The organism is Caulobacter sp. P4_E5 (assembly GCF_056401555.1).
The window spans coordinates 117271-135821 of the sequence record NZ_JBFUJD010000002.1; the positions used below are offsets into that span (position 1 = coordinate 117271).

At 68.6% G+C, this 18551-nt stretch carries 15 protein-coding genes; 10 read left to right on the plus strand and 5 right to left on the minus strand.

Annotated elements, in window-relative coordinates:
• Nucleotides 1–103 precede the first annotated feature (103 nt).
• Nucleotides 104–994, plus strand: coding sequence for a winged helix-turn-helix domain-containing protein (locus AC1DSO_RS01140; protein WP_477067071.1), 891 nt, complete (start codon nucleotides 104–106; stop codon nucleotides 992–994).
• Between the two features lie 34 nt (nucleotides 995–1028).
• Here AC1DSO_RS01140 and AC1DSO_RS01145 read toward each other — a convergent pair whose 3' ends face one another.
• Complete coding sequence (locus tag AC1DSO_RS01145) at nucleotides 1029–2957, minus strand: ATP-binding protein (protein WP_477067072.1); 1929 nt, start codon at nucleotides 2955–2957, stop codon at nucleotides 1029–1031.
• Between the two features lie 297 nt (nucleotides 2958–3254).
• Here AC1DSO_RS01145 and AC1DSO_RS01150 point away from each other — a divergent pair, with 297 nt between their 5' ends.
• The 3 genes from AC1DSO_RS01150 (at nucleotide 3255) to AC1DSO_RS01160 (ending at nucleotide 6233) form a co-directional block, all read left to right on the plus strand.
• Complete coding sequence (locus tag AC1DSO_RS01150) at nucleotides 3255–5099, plus strand: ABC-F family ATP-binding cassette domain-containing protein (protein ID WP_477067073.1); 1845 nt, start codon at nucleotides 3255–3257, stop codon at nucleotides 5097–5099.
• Between the two features lie 146 nt (nucleotides 5100–5245).
• On the plus strand, nucleotides 5246–5740 hold the full coding sequence (locus tag AC1DSO_RS01155) for a hypothetical protein (RefSeq protein WP_477067074.1): 495 nt from the start codon (nucleotides 5246–5248) through the stop codon (nucleotides 5738–5740).
• A 28-nt stretch (nucleotides 5741–5768) separates the two neighbouring features.
• On the plus strand, nucleotides 5769–6233 hold the full coding sequence (locus AC1DSO_RS01160; protein ID WP_477067075.1) for a hypothetical protein: 465 nt from the start codon (nucleotides 5769–5771) through the stop codon (nucleotides 6231–6233).
• 215 nt (nucleotides 6234–6448) lie between these two features.
• Here AC1DSO_RS01160 and AC1DSO_RS01165 read toward each other — a convergent pair whose 3' ends face one another.
• Nucleotides 6449–7087 (minus strand): glutathione S-transferase family protein, encoded by a 639-nt coding sequence (locus tag AC1DSO_RS01165; RefSeq protein ID WP_477067076.1) that lies wholly within the window; start codon nucleotides 7085–7087, stop codon nucleotides 6449–6451.
• 165 nt (nucleotides 7088–7252) lie between these two features.
• Between AC1DSO_RS01165 and AC1DSO_RS01170 the strand changes: the two genes are divergently transcribed.
• The 3 genes from AC1DSO_RS01170 to AC1DSO_RS01180 all read left to right on the plus strand — a co-directional run bounded on the left by AC1DSO_RS01170 (nucleotide 7253) and on the right by AC1DSO_RS01180 (nucleotide 10747).
• Nucleotides 7253–8755 carry a spinster family MFS transporter gene (locus AC1DSO_RS01170; RefSeq protein WP_477067077.1) on the plus strand — a complete coding sequence of 501 codons (1503 nt, stop codon included), beginning with the start codon at nucleotides 7253–7255 and terminating at the stop codon, nucleotides 8753–8755.
• A 185-nt stretch (nucleotides 8756–8940) separates the two neighbouring features.
• Nucleotides 8941–10251 carry an adenylosuccinate lyase gene (gene purB, locus AC1DSO_RS01175; protein ID WP_477067078.1) on the plus strand — a complete coding sequence of 437 codons (1311 nt, stop codon included), beginning with the start codon at nucleotides 8941–8943 and terminating at the stop codon, nucleotides 10249–10251.
• Between the two features lie 7 nt (nucleotides 10252–10258).
• On the plus strand, nucleotides 10259–10747 hold the full coding sequence (locus AC1DSO_RS01180; protein ID WP_477067079.1) for a DNA-deoxyinosine glycosylase: 489 nt from the start codon (nucleotides 10259–10261) through the stop codon (nucleotides 10745–10747).
• Nucleotides 10748–10924: 177 nt separating this feature from the next.
• Here AC1DSO_RS01180 and AC1DSO_RS01185 read toward each other — a convergent pair whose 3' ends face one another.
• Genes AC1DSO_RS01185 through AC1DSO_RS01195 form a run of 3 tightly spaced genes read right to left on the minus strand, consistent with a single transcriptional unit; the run spans nucleotide 10925 to nucleotide 13894 of the window.
• A complete protein-coding gene (locus tag AC1DSO_RS01185; protein WP_477067080.1) occupies nucleotides 10925–11362 on the minus strand; it encodes a cupin domain-containing protein in 438 nt (145 codons plus the stop codon).
• Nucleotides 11363–11372: 10 nt separating this feature from the next.
• A complete protein-coding gene (locus tag AC1DSO_RS01190; RefSeq protein WP_477067081.1) occupies nucleotides 11373–12725 on the minus strand; it encodes a Gfo/Idh/MocA family protein in 1353 nt (450 codons plus the stop codon).
• A gap of 11 nt (nucleotides 12726–12736) precedes the next feature.
• On the minus strand, nucleotides 12737–13894 hold the full coding sequence (locus AC1DSO_RS01195) for a Gfo/Idh/MocA family protein (RefSeq protein WP_477067082.1): 1158 nt from the start codon (nucleotides 13892–13894) through the stop codon (nucleotides 12737–12739).
• 207 nt (nucleotides 13895–14101) lie between these two features.
• Between AC1DSO_RS01195 and AC1DSO_RS01200 the strand changes: the two genes are divergently transcribed.
• The 3 genes from AC1DSO_RS01200 (at nucleotide 14102) to eutC (ending at nucleotide 18402) form a co-directional block, all read left to right on the plus strand.
• Nucleotides 14102–16096, plus strand: a complete 1995-nt coding sequence (locus AC1DSO_RS01200) for a M13 family metallopeptidase (RefSeq protein WP_477067083.1) — start codon at nucleotides 14102–14104, stop codon at nucleotides 16094–16096.
• Between the two features lie 129 nt (nucleotides 16097–16225).
• The gene (locus AC1DSO_RS01205) at nucleotides 16226–17599 is read left to right on the plus strand and encodes an ethanolamine ammonia-lyase subunit EutB (protein WP_477067084.1); all 1374 of its coding nucleotides are present in this window, start codon (nucleotides 16226–16228) and stop codon (nucleotides 17597–17599) included.
• Entirely contained in the window at nucleotides 17596–18402 is an 807-nt protein-coding gene (gene eutC / locus AC1DSO_RS01210) for an ethanolamine ammonia-lyase subunit EutC (protein ID WP_477067085.1), read from the plus strand. The genes AC1DSO_RS01205 and eutC overlap by 4 nt, the downstream gene beginning before the upstream one ends.
• The last annotated feature ends 149 nt before the right edge of the window (nucleotides 18403–18551 follow it).

An 18551-nucleotide genomic window follows, 5' to 3' on the forward strand; every position in this document is an offset into this window, starting at 1 on the left:
GCGATTTTGCGCCCCTCGCCCTTGACGTCTTCCGCGTTCGCGGGACCTTCGCACATCCCGCATGGAGCCCAGGGCTGTTCAGCCTCCGGAGTTTTCGCAGAATATGAGCCCCTTTGCTGGATCCGCCTTCCGCGTCGGCGCCTGGTCGGTCGATCCCAAGTCGGGCCAGATCGCTCGCGACGGCGAGCGGTTGCGCGTCGATGATCGGTCCATGCGGCTTCTGGTCTGCCTGGTCGAACACGCCGGGCGGACAGTCACCATCGACCAACTCCTCGACGAAGTCTGGGCGGGCACGGTCGTGTCGCAGGACTCCGTCTACCAGGCGATCACGTCGCTCCGCCGCCTGCTCGGCGACGATCGCAAAGAGCCGACCTACATCGCCACCGTGCCACGCCAGGGCTACCGCCTGGTGGCCTCCGTCACGACGGACGTCGGTCCGCCGATTGCCGCGCAGGCCACATCGCCGCCATCGCGGCGCCGGCTTGGGGTGGTTTCGGCTTGCGCCGCGGTCGCGGTAATCGCGCTGGGCGTCGTCTTCCTGAACCGCGCCGACACAGCCCAGCCCCCTCGAGCGCTGTCGCTCGCGGTTCCCCGCCAGCCCACGCGAACCGTGGCGGTCCTGCCGTTTCTCGATCTCACCAGCCAGGCCATGACCGAAGAGTATTTCGCCGATGGCGTGACTGAGGAGGTGATCACGCGCTTGAGTCACGTGGAGGGCTTGCGGGTGACCGCGCCCTCGGACTCCTTCGCGCTGAAGGGCAGGAAGCTGACGGCCGCCGAAACGGCCAGGCTTCTGAAGGTCGACTATGTGGTGGACGGCAGCCTGCGCAAGTCCGGCGACACCCTGCGGGTCTCGGCGCGCGTCGTCCGCGCGGCCGACGGCTCGGTGGTCTGGTCGCAGAGCTACGACCGCTCGTCGCGGGATCTTCTGAAGGTGCAGGACGACATCGCCGGCCATGTGGCCGAGGCGATTGGGCGATGCTGCCGGGGCTAGCCACGCCCGTCGCGGGAGGCCCCCGATCGGGTCTTCAGGCGGAGGCGTCGTCCCGGGCGCGCTCGGCGGACGTCGACCGCTCGTCCGCGCGGCCCTCACCCCACAGCGCGATCTTCAGCAGCAACTCGCGAGGACTGATCGGCTTGCCGACATGGTCGTCCATGCCGCTGGCGCGGTAGAAGGCGATCTGGTCGGGTAGGACGTTGGCCGTCAGGGCGATGATCGGGGTCAGCGCCGCGTCGCCCGGCAGGCCGCGGATCACGCGGGTGGCGGCCAGGCCATCCATCCGCGGCATCTGCACATCCATCAGCACCAGGTCGTAGCCGCCCGAGCTCACCGCCTCGATCGCGGCGAGGCCATCGGCCACGACGTCGACGGTATGGCCCATGGCCCGGACCAGGGTTCCGATCAGCTCGCGATTGGCCTCATTGTCGTCGGCGACCAGCAGGTGGAGCGGTCGCGCGGTCTCCTGGACGGGCTCGGCCTCGCGCTGGTGGGGCGCGGCGACCACCGGCAGGTCCAGCACGCACCAGAAGCGGGCGCCCTGGCCCGCGATGCTGTCGACGCCGATCTCGCCGCCCATCAGCTGGACGATCTCCTTGCTGATCGCCAGGCCCAGGCCCGTGCCGCCGAACGTCCGCGAAACCTCCGGTCCCGCCTGGGCGAAGCGCTCGAAGACGGTGTCCAGCATGGCGGCCGGCACACCGACACCGGTGTCAGAAACGGCCAACTCGAGACGCGCCGAACCGGCCTGCGCCCCGCTCTTGTAGGTCGCGCTCAGGATCACCGATCCCGCGCCTGTGAACTTGACGGCGTTGCCCAGGAAGTTGACCAGCACCTGGCGCAGGCGCTCGCCATCGCCTTCCAGCCATTCGGGACAGGCCGGGTCGACGCGCAGGGTCAGGTCCAGCCCCTTGGACAAGGCCTGGGCCTCGAACATGCCGGCCGCCTGGTTCAGCAGGGCCCGCAGCGCGAACGGCCGCGACTCCAGATTGACGCCGCCCGCCTCCAGCTTGGCGAAGTCGAGCACGTCGTTCAGCGTGTCCAGCAGCACGGCCCCCGCGTCGCGGATCCGGCCCAGGCGGCGGCGCTGCTCGTCGTCCAGCTTTGAGCCGTCCAGCAGGTCCGTGAAGCCCAGGATGCTGGTCAGCGGCGTGCGCAGCTCGTGGCTCATATTGGCCAGGAAGTCCTGCCGCGCGGCCATGGCTGCCTCGGCCCGCTCGCGCGCCTCGGCCAGGGCTGATTGCGCCTCGACCTCCTCGGTGATGTCGGTCTCGTTGACCAGGACGCAGAGCTCGCCCGTGACCGGGTCGGGCGTGCGGCGGGCGGCCAGGCCGTGCCAGCGCTCGCCGTGAGCGGTGATCATCCGGTAGGCCCCCTCGACCGCGTCCCCGTCGAGCGCCGAGCTCCACAGCGCGCCGCCAGCGTCGCCATTGGCGAAGATCTCGGCGAACCGGACGCCGGACCCGGGATAGCTGGCCAGGGCGGCGGGGTTGCCGAAGATGCGAAAGCCGTCGGCGTCGTACAGGGAGACCAGGGCGCTGGTGTGCCGCAAGGCCTCGATCGCCCGCTGCTGCTCGGCTTGGGCTTTAACCTCGAAGCCTTCCAGCAGCATGGCGTGGCCCCCGCCGGGCAGGGCGATGCGTGAGATCGTGGTGTCGACCACCAGCGGCGCGCCGTTCGGATAGAAGGTCCAGCGCTCCTCGACAGCGCCGCCGCCCTCGATGCGAGCGGCGATGTCCTGCATGCGCGTGCGCACCGCTGGCGACTGGTCCGAGAAGTCCCGGGCCAGCAACTCGTCCAGCGTGGACGCGCCCCACAGGTCCAACGCCGCCCGGTTCGCATAGACCTTGCGTTTGCGGACGTCGTCGAACACCCAGATCGGCCGGCGCAGATGATCGAAACCCAGGCCCAGAAGGGCGGGAACATCAGAAGCGGCAATCCTTTCCGGGCTCGACGTCAAGGTGAGTACCTGTGCTCCGCTAGGCCAAGGTCGTAGCAAGCTCACGCTTGGCGAGCCGTTAACAGACCAATTTGTCGCGGTCGCCGACCGACATCCTTGACCTCGATCAACGCCAGACTAAGCCGTGATTTTGACGTTTCCTCGGCGCGCGGCCTCCAGAGCCGGTTGAAAAACCGGCTTCGGCTTCACACGATTAGGGAGCGCGCGGTCGAGCGGCGAAACCGCTTACACTTTCGGCTCACGCGCTCTATACGCCCTCACCTCCGCGACATTCCGCAGCCTACCAGTCCGAAGATCATGGCCTCCCCCACCCGCGCGCCCGTACTCGCCCTCAAGGACGTCCGTCTCGCCGACGGCGCCAAGCCGCTGTTCGACGGCGTCGACCTGGCCCTGGAGCCGCGCGTGCGCGCCTGCCTGGTCGGCCGTAACGGCGCCGGCAAGAGCACCCTTCTGAAGATCCTGGCCGCCCAGGGCGTCGAGGCCGACAGCGGCGAGCGCTCCGTCCAGCCCGGCGCCAAGATCATCTTCGTCAGCCAGGAGCCGGACATCACCGGCGATACCCTGCTGGACTATTGCACCGCTGGCGGCGCCGAGGACTACGAGGCCCAGGCGGCCCTGGCCGACTTCGGCCTGGATCCGGAGAAGAGCACGCAGGGCCTGTCGGGCGGCGAGAAGCGTCGCGCCGCCCTGTCGCGCGCCTTCGCCGAACAGCCCGACGTGCTGCTGCTGGACGAACCGACCAACCACCTGGACATCTTCGCGATCCAGACCCTGGAAGAAGAGCTGGCGAACTCCAAGTGCGCGGCCCTGATCGTCAGCCACGACCGCGCCTTCCTGAACCGGGTCACCCAGCGCACCTTCTGGCTGGAGCACCGCAAGGTGCGGCGCCTCGACAAGGGTTTCGGCGAGTTCGAGATCTGGAGCGAACAGGTGCTGGCGGCCGAGGCGGACGAAGAGCGTCGCCTCAACAAGGTGCTGGAGCGCGAGAACGCCTGGCTGGCGCGCGGCGTCCAAGGCCGCCGCGCCCGCAACGAAGGCCGCCGCCGGGCCCTGATGGACCTGCGGGCGCAAAAGAAGGACCTGCAAGGCGACAAGCGCGGGTCGATGTACATGGCCGTCGAGACCGCCGCGACCTCGGGCAAGAAGGTCATCGAGGCAAAGCACCTCACCAAGGCGTTCGGCGACCGCGTGATCGTCCAGGATTTCTCGACCCGCATCCTGCGCGGCGACCGCGTGGCGCTGGTGGGTCCCAACGGCGCCGGCAAGACGACGTTGGTCCGCCTGCTGCTGGGTGAGCTGCAAGCCGACGCTGGCACGGTGCAGCTGGGCACCAATCTGGAAGTCTCCTACATCGACCAGGGGCGCATGGCGCTGTCGGACAAGATCACGCTCTGGGATTTCCTGACTCCGGGGGGCGGCGACTCCATCCTGGTGCGCGGTCAGCCCAAGCACGTGGCCGGCTACGCCAAGGACTTCCTGTTCACCGAGGCCCAGCTGCGCCAGCCGGTGACCAGCCTGTCGGGCGGCGAGCGCAACCGCCTGCTGCTGGCCCGCGCCCTGGCCAATCCCACCAACCTGATGGTGCTGGACGAACCGACCAACGATCTGGACATGGACACGCTGGATCTGCTGGAGGACCTGCTGGCCGATTTTGACGGCACGCTGATCCTGGTTAGCCACGACCGCGACTTCATCGACCGCCTGGCCACCTCGACCATCGCCATGAACGGTCATGGCAAGGTGCTGGAGACCCCCGGCGGCTGGACCGACCTGATTGACCAGAGCCCCGATTTCTTCAAGGGCGCGCGCGGCGCCGCAGTCGGCTCGTCGTTCACGCCGGTGGCCCGCGCCACCAAGGGCGCGGCCGCGGCCCCCGCGCCCGTCGCGCCGCCCAAGAAGGTCGGCAAGCTGACCTTCAAGGACCAGCGCCGTCTGGAAGAGTGCGAGGCCCTGATCGCCAAGAGCCCGGCCATCATCGCCAAGCTCGAGGCCGTCCTGGCCGATCCCAACCTCTACAGCCGCGATCCGGCGACCTTCGACAAGACGATGAAGGTTCTCGACAAGGCCCGCGCCGATCTCGAACAGGCCGAGATGGAGTGGCTGGAACTGGAAGAGAAGAAGGAAGGCCTGACCGCCGGCTAGCTGCCGAGCTTCAGCGCCTGGCCATTGTTGACCGCCGCGCCAACCGACAGCATCGCCCGCCAAGTCGCCTATCCGACACGCCCACGCATCCTTCCGGGCGCGAGGTGCGTTGTGAAGCCCGAGGGACCTTCACCGGCGAGGAGCACATGGCTCGTCTTATTGTTATCGGCCTGGCCATCGGCGCCATGGCCCTTCCTGCCGTCGTGGCGCCCACCGACGCCGACGCCGCCACGTGCCGCAGCCGCAAGGCCACCGGCACCGTGATCGGCGGCCTGGGCGGCGCCCTGGTCGGCAACGCGGTCAAGCGCGGCGGAACCGGTCTGCTGATCGGCGGCGTCGGCGGCGCGCTGGTCGGCCGCGAGATCGGCAAGAGCGGCTGCCATCGGACCCGCACGGTCTATTACGAAGGCGGTTCGCGCGGCGTCTCGACGTCGCGGCGGGCCCCGGAACAAGCCCCGCCCGTTCGCCAGGTCTACTACGACCACATGGGCAACCCGGTCGCGTCGAGCGGCCCCGGCGGCGGAACCGTCCAGCAGGTCTCGAACACCACGTCCGGCGGCGTCTGTCGCGACGCGACGATCTCCTACTACGACGATCGCGGCCGCCTGAGCTCGCGCGCCGTCCAGATCTGTCCCCGCTGACCTTCGTTCAAGAACGGAACTCAAGACCATGATCCGCAAGCCCGTGATGGCCGTCCTGGCGCTCGCCGCTCTCAGCGTCGCGGCCTGCGAGGATCGGCATGACGCCATGGCCAATCCCAGGATCTGCGCCGACTTCAAGGTCGGCGCCGGTCCCGGAGCCTCGGCCGCCGCCGATCCGGCCACGCCGGTTGAGGAATGCACACGCCGCTGGGCTTACAGCCTGGCCGGCGCCCGTGACAGCGCCGAGGTCGTGGCCGAGGCCGTGGTCGCCGCCTGCGCGCCGGTCCTCAGCAAGTGGAACCAGGCCTCTCTGGGCCAGGCCGCGCCCGGCGGCGGCGAGCAGGCGCTGAGCCTGACCACCGGCCAGCCGACCAATCCCCTGGCCGAGCACAGCAGCTTCGCCCAGGGCCGGGCCCTGTTCTATGTGGTCCAGGCGCGGGCCGGACGCTGCAAGGCCCCGCCGGTGGTCAACGGCGCGCCCGAAGGCCTCTAGGGCCAATCGACATTCATCTGGGGCGGGTACAAATCCCATGGCCTTCCTGGGCCTTGTGCCCAGGACCCATGCTCGAGGCAGGTATGAGCTCATTGGGTCCGCGCGCCCGAACGACCGTGAACTCAGCCCAATTCTGTTGAAGCTGAACCCTGGGTCCTGGGCACAAGGCCCAGGAAGGCGGGTAAATCCAACGCGTGGTGGATATCGATTGGCCTCTAGACTTCTGACTTAGCGAGCGCGTCGCGTTCCCATTCCAAGAACTCGGGCGTCTCCAGCAGGCGCTCGCAATAGGCCCCCGCGGCGCCGGCGTCGCCATAGTCGGACAGGTGGACGCCGTACGTGCGGAACCGCGTCGCCACGGGCGTGTAGAAGGCGTCGGCGATCGACCACTCGCCCAGCAGGAACGGGCCGCCCGAACGCTTGAGCAACTGGTTCCAGCGCTCGGCGATCTTGCCCACGTCCTTCTGGGTCGCCTCGGAGAGGTCCCGCTTGCGCGGCGGCTCCTCCAGCGCCATCGGGCACTCGCCGCGCAGCGACTGGAAGCCCGAATGCATCTCGGCCGCCGCCGAGCGCCCGATCGCGCGCAGGGCCGGATCCTCGGGCCACAGCCTGGCCTCGGGAAACGTCTCGGCCAGGTATTCGCAGATCGCCAGCGAGTCCCAGACCACCAGGTCGCCATCCTTCAGGGCTGGGGCCAGCTTGCTGGGCGAGACCTTGCCGATCTCGGCGGTCGTGACGTCGCCGTGGCGCAGCTCGACCAGGGTCTCCCTGAACGGCGCGCCGGTGCGCTTGAGCGCCAGCCACGGGCGCAGCGACCAGCTGGACCACCGCTTGGTGCCGATCACGATCTCCATGGCGCGCTCCTTCGTCGATTCCCGTTCGCCAAGGGCTTAGCGCGCCCGTCCGCGCAAGGAAACGACGGCCTTGGCGCGACCGCGATTTAGCCTCTGGCGCTCCGGCTTCGGCTGCGTCTACAGTCGCCTCAAGAAATAGAACAAATGTTTGAAGGGAGAGTCAGGATGGCCGACGCGCGTGCGTCCGGCGGCGACCCGCCGCTTTATTCGAACGGCTACAAGGCCACGGTGTTGGGGCTGCTGCTGGCCACCTACACCTTCAATTTCATCGACCGGACGATCATCGCCACCATCGGTCAGGCCATCAAGGTCGACCTCAAGCTCTCCGACACCCAGCTCGGGCTGTTGGGCGGCCTCTACTTCGCCCTGCTCTACACGCTCTTGGGCATCCCGATCGCCCGCCTGGCCGAGCGCTGGAACCGGGTGAGCATCATCTCGCTGTCTCTGGTGATCTGGTCGGGCTTCACGGCCCTGTGCGGCGCGGCCACGACCTTCGGCCAGCTGGCCCTGTTCCGCTTCGGCGTCGGGGTCGGCGAGGCCGGCTGCTCGCCGCCCAGCCACTCGCTGATCAGCGACTATTACGAGCCCAAGAAGCGGGCCTCGGCCCTGTCGATCTATTCGTTCGGCATTCCGCTGGGCACCATGTTCGGCGCGGTGGCCGGCGGCTGGCTGGCCCAGGAGTTCAGCTGGCGCGTGGCCTTCGTCATCGTCGGCCTGCCCGGCCTGATCCTGGCCCTGATCGTCAAGCTGGTGGTCAAGGAGCCGCCGCGCGGCCACTCCGAGATCATCGAGCGGCCGTTGGAGCCGGCGGACGTCGTCGTCGAGTCGGCGCCCAGACCCGCCTTCTCGCTGGCCGGTGAGTTCTCCGAACTGTGGGCCATCATGAAGGTGCTGTTCGGCAAATGGCCGGTGCTGCACATGATGCTGGGCGTCACCATCGCCTCGTTCGGCGCGTATGGTTCAGGCGCGTTCGTCCCGCCCTACTTCATCCGCACCTACGGTCTGGGTCTGGCTCAGGTCGGCTTGATCGTCGGCCTGGTCATGGGCTTCTCGGCCGGGATCGGCACCCTCGTCGGCGGTTTCCTAACCGACTGGGCCGGCAAGAAGAGCACCAAGTGGTACGCCCTGACCCCGGCCATCGGCCTCTTGATCTGCACGCCGATCTACATCACCGCCTATCTGCAGACCCACTGGCAGACCACCGCCCTGATCCTGCTGGTCCCCGGCATCTTCCACTACACCTACCTGGCCCCGACCTTCGCCGTCGTGCAGAACTCGGTCGAGCCGCGCCGCCGGGCCACGGCCACGGCCCTGCTGTTCTTCTTCCTCAACCTGATCGCCCTGGGCGGCGGGCCGGTGTTCACCGGTTGGCTGATCGACCATCTGGCCCAGTTCAACTTCAACCACCCAAYCTCGAGCGGCCTCTTCCACGCGTTGGGCGGGGCGTTCGGGGAGAGCGGCCCGGCCAGCTTCGGCGCCGAGTGCCCCGGCGGCCTGGCCCCCAAGGGTTCCGCGCCCGAGCTCGCCAAGGCCTGCGCCGGCGCCATGGCCCGCTCGACCCAGCAAGGCATCATCGTCTCGCTGAGCTTCTACGCCTGGGCCGGCGTGCACTACGCCCTGGCGAGTATCGGCTTGGCCAAGCACATGAAGGAACGGGCGGGGGCTTAGGCGGCATACTTGCCCCCTCCGGGCCTGCGGCCCTCCTCCCCCGAAGGGGGAAGAAGGATCGCGGCGTCTTCTTCCCCCTCCGGGGGAGGAGCGCGAAGCGCGGAGGGGGCCAGTGACCGACTCCGCCGCTAAGTAATAACCCTCTTCCCTTGACTCCCCGGCCCGCGCGGCCGAAACGCCCGCGCATGATCAGCCGCTACGCCCGCCCCGAAGCCGCCGCCATCTGGTCCAGCCAGACCAAGTACAAGATCTGGTTCGAGATCGAGGCCCACGCCGCCGACGCCATGGCCGAGATCGGGACCATCCCGAAGCTCGCCGCCGAGACGATCTGGGAGAAGGGCCGCGACGCGGTCTGGGACAGCGATCGCATCGACGAAATCGAACGCGTCACCAAGCACGACGTCATCGCGTTCCTCACCCACGTGTCGGAGATCGTCGGTCCCGAGGCCCGCTTCCTGCACCAGGGCATGACCAGCTCGGACGTGCTGGACACCTGCTTCGCCGTGCAGCTCAGCAAGGCCACCGACCTGCTGCTGGAAGACGTCGACCTTGTCCTGGCCGCCCTGAAGCGCCGGGCGCTCGAGCACAAGATGACGGTCTGCGTCGGCCGCAGCCACGGCATCCACGCCGAACCTCTGACCTTTGGCCTGAAGCTGGCCGGCTACTACGCCGAGTTCCAGCGCGCCAAGGAGCGCCTGGCGATGGCCAAGTTCGAGATCGCCACCTGCGCGATCTCGGGCGCCGTCGGCACCTTCGCCAATGTCGATCCGCGCGTCGAACAGCACGTGGCCGACAAGATGGGCCTGGCGGTCGAGCCGGTCTCGACCCAGGTGATCCCGCGCGACCGCCACGCCGCCTATTTCGCGGCCCTGGGCGTCGTGGCCTCGTCGGTCGAGCGCCTGGCCACCGAGATCCGCCACCTGCAGCGCACCGAGGTCCTGGAAGCCGAGGAGCCGTTCGATCCGGGCCAGAAGGGCTCGTCGGCCATGCCGCACAAGCGCAACCCGATCCTGACCGAGAACCTGACCGGCCTGGCCCGTCTGGTTCGCTCGGCCGTGATCCCGGCGATGGAGRACGTCGCCCTCTGGCACGAGCGCGACATCAGCCACTCGTCGGTCGAGCGGGGCATCGGCCCCGACGCCACCATCCACCTCGACTTCGCCCTGCGCCGCCTGGCCGGGGTCATTGAGCGCTTCAACATCTATCCCGACAACATGGCCAAGAACCTGGACAAGCTGGGCGGCCTCGTCTTCTCGCAGCGCGTCATGCTGGCCCTGACGCAAGAGGGCGTGTCGCGCGAGGACGCCTATGCCGCCGTCCAGGGCAATTCGATGAAGGTGTGGCGCGGCGAAGGCCGGTTCATCGACTTCCTGAAGGCCGATCCGGTGGTCTCCAAGGCCCTGTCGGACACGGTGCTCGAAGAGCTGTTCGACTACGGCTACCACACCAAGAACGTCGACGTGATCTTCAAGCGCGTGTTCGGGGAACAGGGCTAAACCACCCATGGTTCGCAAAGCGGGCTTCCCGGCGGTCGTCGACGCAAGCACCCGCGTCCTGATCCTGGGCAGCCTGCCGGGCGAGGCCTCGCTGGCCGCGCGACAGTACTACGGCAATCCCAGAAACGCCTTTTGGCGACTGATGGAGGGCGTGCTCGACACGCCGCTCGTCCCGCTGGCCTATGAGGACCGGCTGGCGGCCTTGCTGGCCCGAGGCGTCGGCCTGTGGGACGTGATCGCCGAGGCAGAGCGGCCCGGCAGCCTGGACGCCGCGATCCGCGATCCGGCGGCGAATGACCTGCTGGCGCTGGTGGAGACCTTGCCGGCCCTTCGGGTTGTGGCGTTCAATGGCGGCGCGGCGGCGAAGCTGGGCGGGCGGTTGATCGGGGAGCGGGTCGCGACGCTAGCCCTGCCCTCCTCGTCACCGGCCCATGCGGCTCGCACCTTCGCGCAGAAGGCGGAAGCCTGGAGTCAGCTCAAGATCCCTCTGTCTTAGAGAGAGGGAGGGGCCCACGCGAAGCGTGGGAGGGTGAGTGGTTACACCCTCTCCAGACAAGGTACTGACGAAGCGCGCGGCGGAATGGCTCGAGATTCTCCGGCTGACGGTGAAACCTCTCGCCCTCCCACCGCCTGCGGCGGCGGGCCCCTCCCTCTCTCCATGAGAGAGGGGTTTTCAGCGCCCCGCCGGCTTCCAGTTCACCACGTGATACACCGCGTTCCCCGTCCCCATATTCCGCAGCGCATGCGGGCTGTTGCTCGCGTTGAAGATCACCCCGCCTGGCCCGACCGTCTTCCACGCGCCACCCGACAGGGTCTCGACCTGGCCCTCACGGATGATCACCAGCTCCTCGTTCGGATGGGTGTGCGGCGGGTGCGAGCTGGTCCCGGGCTTCAGGGTGGTGACGTGCATCTCCAGCTCGTCCAGCGTCGCGGTCGGGCCCTTGGCCAGTTGGGCGTAGGTCCCGACGTCGGTGTCGTGCGGCTTGAGCTCCTCCCAGCGCCAGACCGACGGGCCGATCAGGGCCGGCCTCGGGGCCTGGGCGACGGCGACACTCGTTAGGGTCAAAACCACCGCGCCGGCGGCGATGGCCAGGTCGCGCTTGGTGATCATCGCCATCCTCCTAGAACGTGTACGGCTTGCGCTGCGGGCGGCTGAGCAGGGCGTTGGCGGCGTCGTCGCCGATGAAGCGCTCGGCCTTGGGATCCCATTTCAGGCGCCGGCCGGTCTTCATGGCCGCGTGGTGCAGCAGGCAGGTCGAGCAGGCGCGGTGGCCGACCTCGGCGGTGGCGGAGGGCGGTTTACGGCTGCGGATCGAGTCCAGCCAGTCGCCGTGCTGCTCCTCCGAGCGGCGCAGGTGGATCTCGTTCGGCCCGATCACGCTGTCCAGGATCTTGGGATCGCTGGCGGCCAGGGCCGGGGTCGGCTTCTGGCCGAAGCTGGGGTCGCTGGACGTGACGGGCGCGTCGCGGGCGACGAAGATCCAGCCTTCGGTGCCGATGAACTTCACCCCGTTGGGGAAATCGCCCGAGATGTCCATGGTCACGCCGCTCTCGTAGCGGGCATGGGTCAGGAACTTGCCGTGCACGTTCCACAGGCCGCTCTTGGGGAACTCGGCCGAGCCCCAGACCTCGATCGGGCCCGAGTGCTCCATGTCCATGCCCCAGTGGGCGGTGTCGACGTGGTGGGCGCCCCAGCCGGTGATCATGCCGGCCCCGAACTGCTCGCAGCGCAGCCAGCCCGGACGGTCGAACGAGCCCTGCGGATGCACCCGCGTCTCGGTGTAGTAGGCCTCTGGGGTCGAACCCAGCCAGGCGTCGTAGTTGAGGTTGGCCGGGATCGGCTGCTCCGGCGCCTCTGGACCGGAAGGATCGCCCGGCAGTCCGACCTCGACATGCTTCAGCTGGCCGATGCGGCCGTTGCGGACCAGCTCGCAGGCGCGGCGGAACTGCGGCCACGGCTTGTCGGACCGCTGCTGCGAGCCGATCTGCAGGATGCGGCCGGTGGCCTTGACGGCGTCGGCCATGGTCCGGCCTTCGGCGATGGTCAGCGAGGCCGGCTTCTGCAGATAGACGTCCTTGCCCGCCTTGACCGCGTGCACGGCCAGGATGGCGTGCTGGTGGTCTGGCGTGGCGACGATGACGGCGTCGAGGTCCTTGGCCGCCAAGAGCGCGTGATAGTCGGCGTAGGTGCGGGCGCTGTCCCAGGCCCGGCCGTACTTCTTGCTGTAGGTCTCGTCGACCAGCTGCTTGCCCAGCGCCAGGCGCTTGGAGTCGACGTCGCAGACCGCCAGGATCTGAGCGTGGTCGTACTTGAAGGTCTCGGCCATGTCATGGCCGCGGGCGATGCGGCCGACGCCGATCACCCCGATATTGATCCGGTTCGACGGCGCGTTCTGGCCGAACACGGTGGCCGGCACGATGGTCGGAAAGGCGACGCCAGCGGCCAGGACGTTACGGCGGGTGAGCTTGCTCATCGTCATCTCCCTCAGCCCAGAACCGGCTTGGTCGCGTTCTTCTGGGCGRTCAGCACCAGTTCGGCGGCCAGCAGGGCCTGATCCTGGTCCTGGGCGGTCGAGGTGCGCTCGACGATGTCGTTGACGAACTGCGGGCCGAACGGCAGGGCGACCTGGCTGCAGTCGATGTAGCGAGCCTGCTTCCGGTCGACGATCAGCAGGTGGTTGGCGCCGGGCCGGCCGGTCGGGTCGATATATTTCCGCAGCTCGATATAGCCCTCGGTCCCGAGGATGAAGAGCCGCCCGTCGCCCCAGACGCCCAGGCCGTCGGGCGTGAACCAGTCGACCCGGACATAGCCCGTGCCGCCATCGCCCACGGCGGTCATGTCGCCGAAGTCTTCGAACTTCGGGTGGTCGGTATTGTTGACGTTGCCGGTCTGGCTGGCGACGACCTTGGCGGTCTTGCTGCCGGTGTAGAACAGGAACTGGTCGGCCTGGTGCGAACCGATGTCGGTCAGGATGCCGCCGTAGCGGGCCTTGTCCCAGAACCAGTCGGGACGCCCGGTTCCGATCCGGTGCGGGGCCAGGTTGACGGTCTGGACGACCTTGCCGATCGCGCCGGCCTGGACCAGCTCGCCGGCCTTGATCGCCGAGGGCACCTCCAGCCGTTCGGAGTACATGATCGCGTACTTGCGGCCGGTCTTCTTCACGGCCGCGCGGACCTGCGCCAATTGCTCCAGGGTGATGATGCCCGGCTTGTCGGAGAGATAGTCCTTGCCCGCCGCCATCACCTTCAGGCCCAGCGGCACGCGCTGGTCGGGGATCGGGGCGGCGGCCACCAGCTGGATCGACTTGTCGTTCAGGATCTGGTCGATGCTGCTGGCCACCGGCGCGTCGCCGTGCTGCTTCCTGAAGTCGGCCAACTGCTTGGCGTCATTGTCGTAGGCGTAGACGTAAGCGCACTCGCCCCCGCCCCGCTTCACGGCCGCCGTCATGCTCATGATGTGGTAGTGGTCGAGGCCGATCACCGCGAACTTGATCTTATGCCGAGGCGTGACGATCGGGCCCGGCCCGGCAACCTCCTGGCTCACCGGCGGGCCGCCCGTCTGGGCCATGGCCTCTCCCGCCAAGGCCGCACCCCCGACGCTGGCCGCCATCAGGAACGCACGGCGGCTGGCTAGATCACTCATCGTTTTCCTCCACGCGTCAGATTGCCTGACCAATCTTTGAGAGTGATCAGACCACCAAACCCCGGCAGAGGAAATACCCTCCGAGGTCGTAGACGCCCAACCGGTGGTGGCCATGGCCTCCGGTCTCACATTACGGGAAATTCATCTGCACCCGAGGCGCGCTTGGTGCAGCATCCCCGCCCTCTGAGGGGCATTGGGATCCTACACATGCGCATCTTCCTGCTGGCCGCCGTTTCCGCGGTGGCCATCTCCGGCGCGGCCTTCGCCGCCGAAAAGCCGATGTACGGCGCCTGGGGCGTCGACCTGACCACCCGCGACACCGCCGTGAAGCCGGGCGACGACTTCAACAAGTACGCCAACGGCGCGTGGGAGAAGAAGACCACGATCCCGGCTGACCAAGCCTCGGCCGGCGTCGGCTACGACGTCTACAATCGCTCGCAGGACCAGCTGCGCACCCTGATCGAGACGGCCGACGCCTCGACCCCGATCGGCGCGCTGTACAAGAGCTTCACCGACGAAGCCAAGGTCGAGCAGGTCGACGACGCGCCGCTGAAGGCCGACCTGGCCAAGATCGCCGCCCTGTCCAGCAAGGCCGATCTGGCCAAGGCCCTGGGCGCGGCCCACGGCGGCTTCGGCCCCGACCTGTTCTCGCTGGACATCTATCCAGACGCCAAGAACCCCGAGCTCAACACCCTCTATATCGGCCAGTCGGGCCTGGGCCTGCCCGACCGTGACTACTACCTGACCGACGGTTTCAAGCCGCAGTTGGCCGCCTATACCGCCTTCGCCGAGCGCGCGCTGAAGATGGCCGGCTATGCCGACCCGGCCAAGTCGGCCGCCGATGTGATCGCCTTCGAGACCGCCATCGCCAAGGTCAGCTGGGCGGTCGCCGACCGCCGCGACATCGACAAGGTCTACAACCCCGTGACGATGGACGAGCTGAAGGCCTATGCGCCCGAGGCGCCGTGGTCGGACTATCTGGCCGCCGCCGGCATCGCCGGACGCAGCCAGGTGGTGCTGGGCGAGAAGAGCGCCGTGCGCGACATCGCCAAGCTGTTCGCCGTCACCCCGCTGGAGACCCTGAAAGCCTGGCAGACCGTGCAGGGCGTGCTGGAGATGTCGCCTTACCTCTCCAAGCGCTTCGTCGACAGCCGCTTCGACTACATCAAGGTGCTGTCGGGCCAGACCCAGCTGCGTCCCCGCTGGAAGCGCGGCGTGCAGCTGGTCGACGGCAGCCTGGGCGAGCTGGTCGGCCAAGCCTATGTGACCAAGTACTTCCCGCCCTCGTCCAAGGCCCAGATGGTCGACCTGATCGCCAATCTGAAGACGGCCATGGCCGAGCGCATCCGGAAGGCCCCGTGGATGGCCCCCGCCACCAAGCAGGCGGCCCTGACCAAGCTGTCGAAGATGAGCGTCATGGTCGGCTATCCCGACAAGTGGCGCGACTATTCGGGCCTGAAGCTGGACGCCAGCGACCTGTACGGCAACGTCCGCCGCAGCGGCGCCTTCGAGTGGGCCTACACCCTCTCGGACCTGGGCAAGCCCGTCGACCACGGCAAGTGGGGCATGACCCCGCAGACCGTGAACGCCTACAACGGCGGCCTCGAGAACAAGATCGTCTTCCCGGCCGGCATCCTGCAGGCGCCCTATTTCGATCCGGCCGCCGACCCGGCGGTGAACTACGGCGCGATCGGCGCGGTGATCGGCCACGAGATCAGCCACGGCTTCGACGACCAGGGCCGCAAGATCGACGACACTGGCAAGCTGCGCGACTGGTGGACCGCCGAGGACGCCAAGCGCTTCGAGGCCCAGGCCGCGGTGCTGGGCGGCCAGTACGGGACCTACGAACCGGTGCCCGGCATGAAGATCAACCCGGCCCTGACCATGGGCGAGAACATCGCCGACCTGGCCGGCCTGCAAGTGGCCTACGACGCTTACCACGCCGCCCTGAAGGGCAAGCCCGCCCCGGTGATCGGCGACATGACCGGCGACCAGCGCTTCTTCCTGGCCTTCGCCCAGAGCTGGCAGGACAAGTCGCGCGACGACTCGCTGAAGCAGCAGATGGCCTCGGACCCGCACTCGCCGTCGAACTTCCGGGTCATCGGCCCGACCCGCAATGTCGACGCCTGGTACGCGGCGTTCGGCGTCAAGCCGGGCGACAAGTTCTACCTGCCGCCGGAGAAGCGCTCGCGCATCTGGTAGGCGCGGGACTGATCACGGGAACAGCAAGGGCGGGGGCGTCGGATCGGCGCCCCCGCTTGGCGTTTGCGGCCTCGCTGTTCCCGAGGCACCCTGGCCCCATCGACCCAAGGAGGGACCTCGGGAGGGACCATGGCCTTCGCCTCGACCATCGGCGCGACCACCTGGCGGTTCGACAGCCTGGCCGACCTGATGGCCAAGGCCTCGCCGCCGCGGTCGGGCGACGCCCTGGCCGGGATCGCCGCGACCAGCGCCCAGCAGAATGTCGCCGCCAAGCTGGCCCTCGCCGATGTTCCCTTGAAGGCCTTCCTGACCGAGGCCCTGGTCCCCTACGAGACCGACGACGTCACCCGCCTGATCCTGGACGGCCACGACATGGCCGCCTTTGCGCCGGTGGCGTCCCTGACCGTCGGCGAGTTCCGCGACTGGCTGCTGTCCGAGGCCGCGACGCCGACCGCCCTGACCCGCCTGGCGCCAGGCCTGATCCCCGAGATGGCCGCCGCCGTCAGCAAGATCATGCGCAACCAGGACCTGATCCTGGCGGCCAGCAAATGCCGAGTGACGACCAGGTTCAGGAATACCATTGGCCTGCCCGGGACCATGGCCGTCCGTCTGCAGCCCAACCACCCGACCGATGACCCGGCCGGCATCACCGCCTCGATCCTGGACGGCTTGCTGTACGGTTGCGGCGACGCGGTGATCGGCATCAATCCGGCCAGCGACAACCTCTCGGTGCTGGGCGACCTCGTGCGGCTGATGGACGACCTGATCCAGCGCTTCGAGATCCCGACCCAGTCGTGCGTGCTGACCCACGTGACCAGCGCCGTCGAACTGATCGAGCGCGGCGCGCCGGTGGATCTGGTCTTCCAGTCGATCGCGGGAACCCAGGCCGCCAACGCCAGCTTCGGCGTCACCCTGGCCCTGCTGAAAGAAGGCCTGGACGCCGGCCGCTCACTGAAGCGCGGGACCGTCGGCGACAACGTCATGTACTTCGAGACCGGCCAGGGCTCGGCCCTGTCGGCCGGCGCGCACCACGGCGTCGACCAGCAGACGCTGGAAGCTCGCGCCTATGGTGTGGCCAGGGCGTTCGAGCCGCTGCTGGTCAATTCGGTCGTCGGCTTCATTGGCCCTGAGTACCTGTACGACGGTAAGCAGATCATCCGGGCCGGGCTGGAGGACCACTTCTGCGGCAAACTGCTGGGCGCGCCGCTGGGGGTGGATGTCTGCTACACCAACCACGCCGAGGCCGACCAGGACGACATGGACAGCCTGCTGACCCTGCTGGCCACGGCGGGGGTCACCTTCGTCATGGGGGTGCCAGGCGCCGACGACGTGATGCTGAACTACCAGTCGACCTCGTTCCACGACGCGCTCTATGTCCGTGACCTGCTGGGCCGCAAGCGCGCGCCCGAGTTCGAGGCCTGGCTGGAACGGCTGAGGATCACCGGCGCCGACGGTCGCCTGGTTCCGTCCCGGGCCAGCCATCCGCTGCTGGCCGGCGCATGAGCCGCCTGGTCCCGCCCGATCCGTGGAGCGCCTTGCGGGCCCGCACCCCGGCCCGCATCGCCATCGGCCGCTCGGGCGCCAGCTTGCCGACCCGCGAGGTGCTGGCCTTCGCCCTGGCCCACGCCCAGGCCCGCGACGCGGTGCATACGCCGTTCGAGGCCGAAACGGTGGCGGCGGAAATCGAGGCGCTGGGCCTTTCCGCCTTGCGGGTCGAGAGCGCCGCGCCGGACCGCGCCCGCTATCTGCGCCGTCCGGACCTGGGCCGCCGCCTGTCCGACGCCAGCCGCATCGCCCTGGCCAGCGCGCGAGGGCCCGCCGACCTGGCCATCGTCGTTGCCGACGGCCTGTCCAGCACAGCCGTCCACGCCCACGCCGCGCCGCTGATCGCCGCCCTGCTACCTCATATCGAAGCCGAGGGCTGGAGCCTGGCGCCCGTCGCCGTCGCCAGCCAGGCCCGCGTGGCCCTGGGCGACGAGGTCGGCGAGCTGCTGGGCGCGCGCCTGCTGCTGCTGCTGGTCGGCGAGCGGCCCGGCCTGTCCTCGCCCGACAGCCTGGGGGCCTATCTGACCTACCAGCCGCGCGTCGGCCGCACCGACGCCGAGCGCAACTGCGTCTCCAACATCCGCGCCGAGGGGCTGTCGTACGACCAGGCCGCCTTCAAGCTGGCCTGGTTGATGCGCGAGGCCTTGCGGCTGTCGGTCACCGGCGTAGCGCTGAAGGACGAGAGCGACACCGAKGGCCTGCCCAGTGTCCCGTCCAGCCCGTCGACCGCCCGTGATTTGGACGAACCGCGTTCGTCGTGATCAAATACTGAACGGCCGTCGGGGGCGCGCGTCGAACACGGTTTCAGGACTCGTCTACCRACCAACGCGGGGCGCAACCTTGGCCTCGAGACCATGGAGGGACGAGTCATGAGCGAACCGGCGGCGGGCGGCGGCGTCAGCTACGAGAA

What these genes read in the sequence shown, in the direction of transcription:
- AC1DSO_RS01140 (WP_477067071.1), top strand. Translation starts at nt 104, where the DNA reads ATGAGCCCCTTTGCTGGATCCGCCTTCCGCGTCGGCGCCTGGTCGGTC.
- AC1DSO_RS01150 (WP_477067073.1), top strand. Translation starts at nt 3,255, where the DNA reads ATGGCCTCCCCCACCCGCGCGCCCGTACTCGCCCTCAAGGACGTCCGT.
- AC1DSO_RS01155 (WP_477067074.1), top strand. Translation starts at nt 5,246, where the DNA reads ATGGCTCGTCTTATTGTTATCGGCCTGGCCATCGGCGCCATGGCCCTT.
- AC1DSO_RS01160 (WP_477067075.1), top strand. Translation starts at nt 5,769, where the DNA reads ATGATCCGCAAGCCCGTGATGGCCGTCCTGGCGCTCGCCGCTCTCAGC.
- AC1DSO_RS01165 (WP_477067076.1), bottom strand. Translation starts at nt 7,087, where the DNA reads ATGGAGATCGTGATCGGCACCAAGCGGTGGTCCAGCTGGTCGCTGCGC.
- AC1DSO_RS01180 (WP_477067079.1), top strand. Translation starts at nt 10,259, where the DNA reads ATGGTTCGCAAAGCGGGCTTCCCGGCGGTCGTCGACGCAAGCACCCGC.
- AC1DSO_RS01185 (WP_477067080.1), bottom strand. Translation starts at nt 11,362, where the DNA reads ATGATCACCAAGCGCGACCTGGCCATCGCCGCCGGCGCGGTGGTTTTG.
- AC1DSO_RS01190 (WP_477067081.1), bottom strand. Translation starts at nt 12,725, where the DNA reads ATGAGCAAGCTCACCCGCCGTAACGTCCTGGCCGCTGGCGTCGCCTTT.
- AC1DSO_RS01200 (WP_477067083.1), top strand. Translation starts at nt 14,102, where the DNA reads ATGCGCATCTTCCTGCTGGCCGCCGTTTCCGCGGTGGCCATCTCCGGC.
- AC1DSO_RS01205 (WP_477067084.1), top strand. Translation starts at nt 16,226, where the DNA reads ATGGCCTTCGCCTCGACCATCGGCGCGACCACCTGGCGGTTCGACAGC.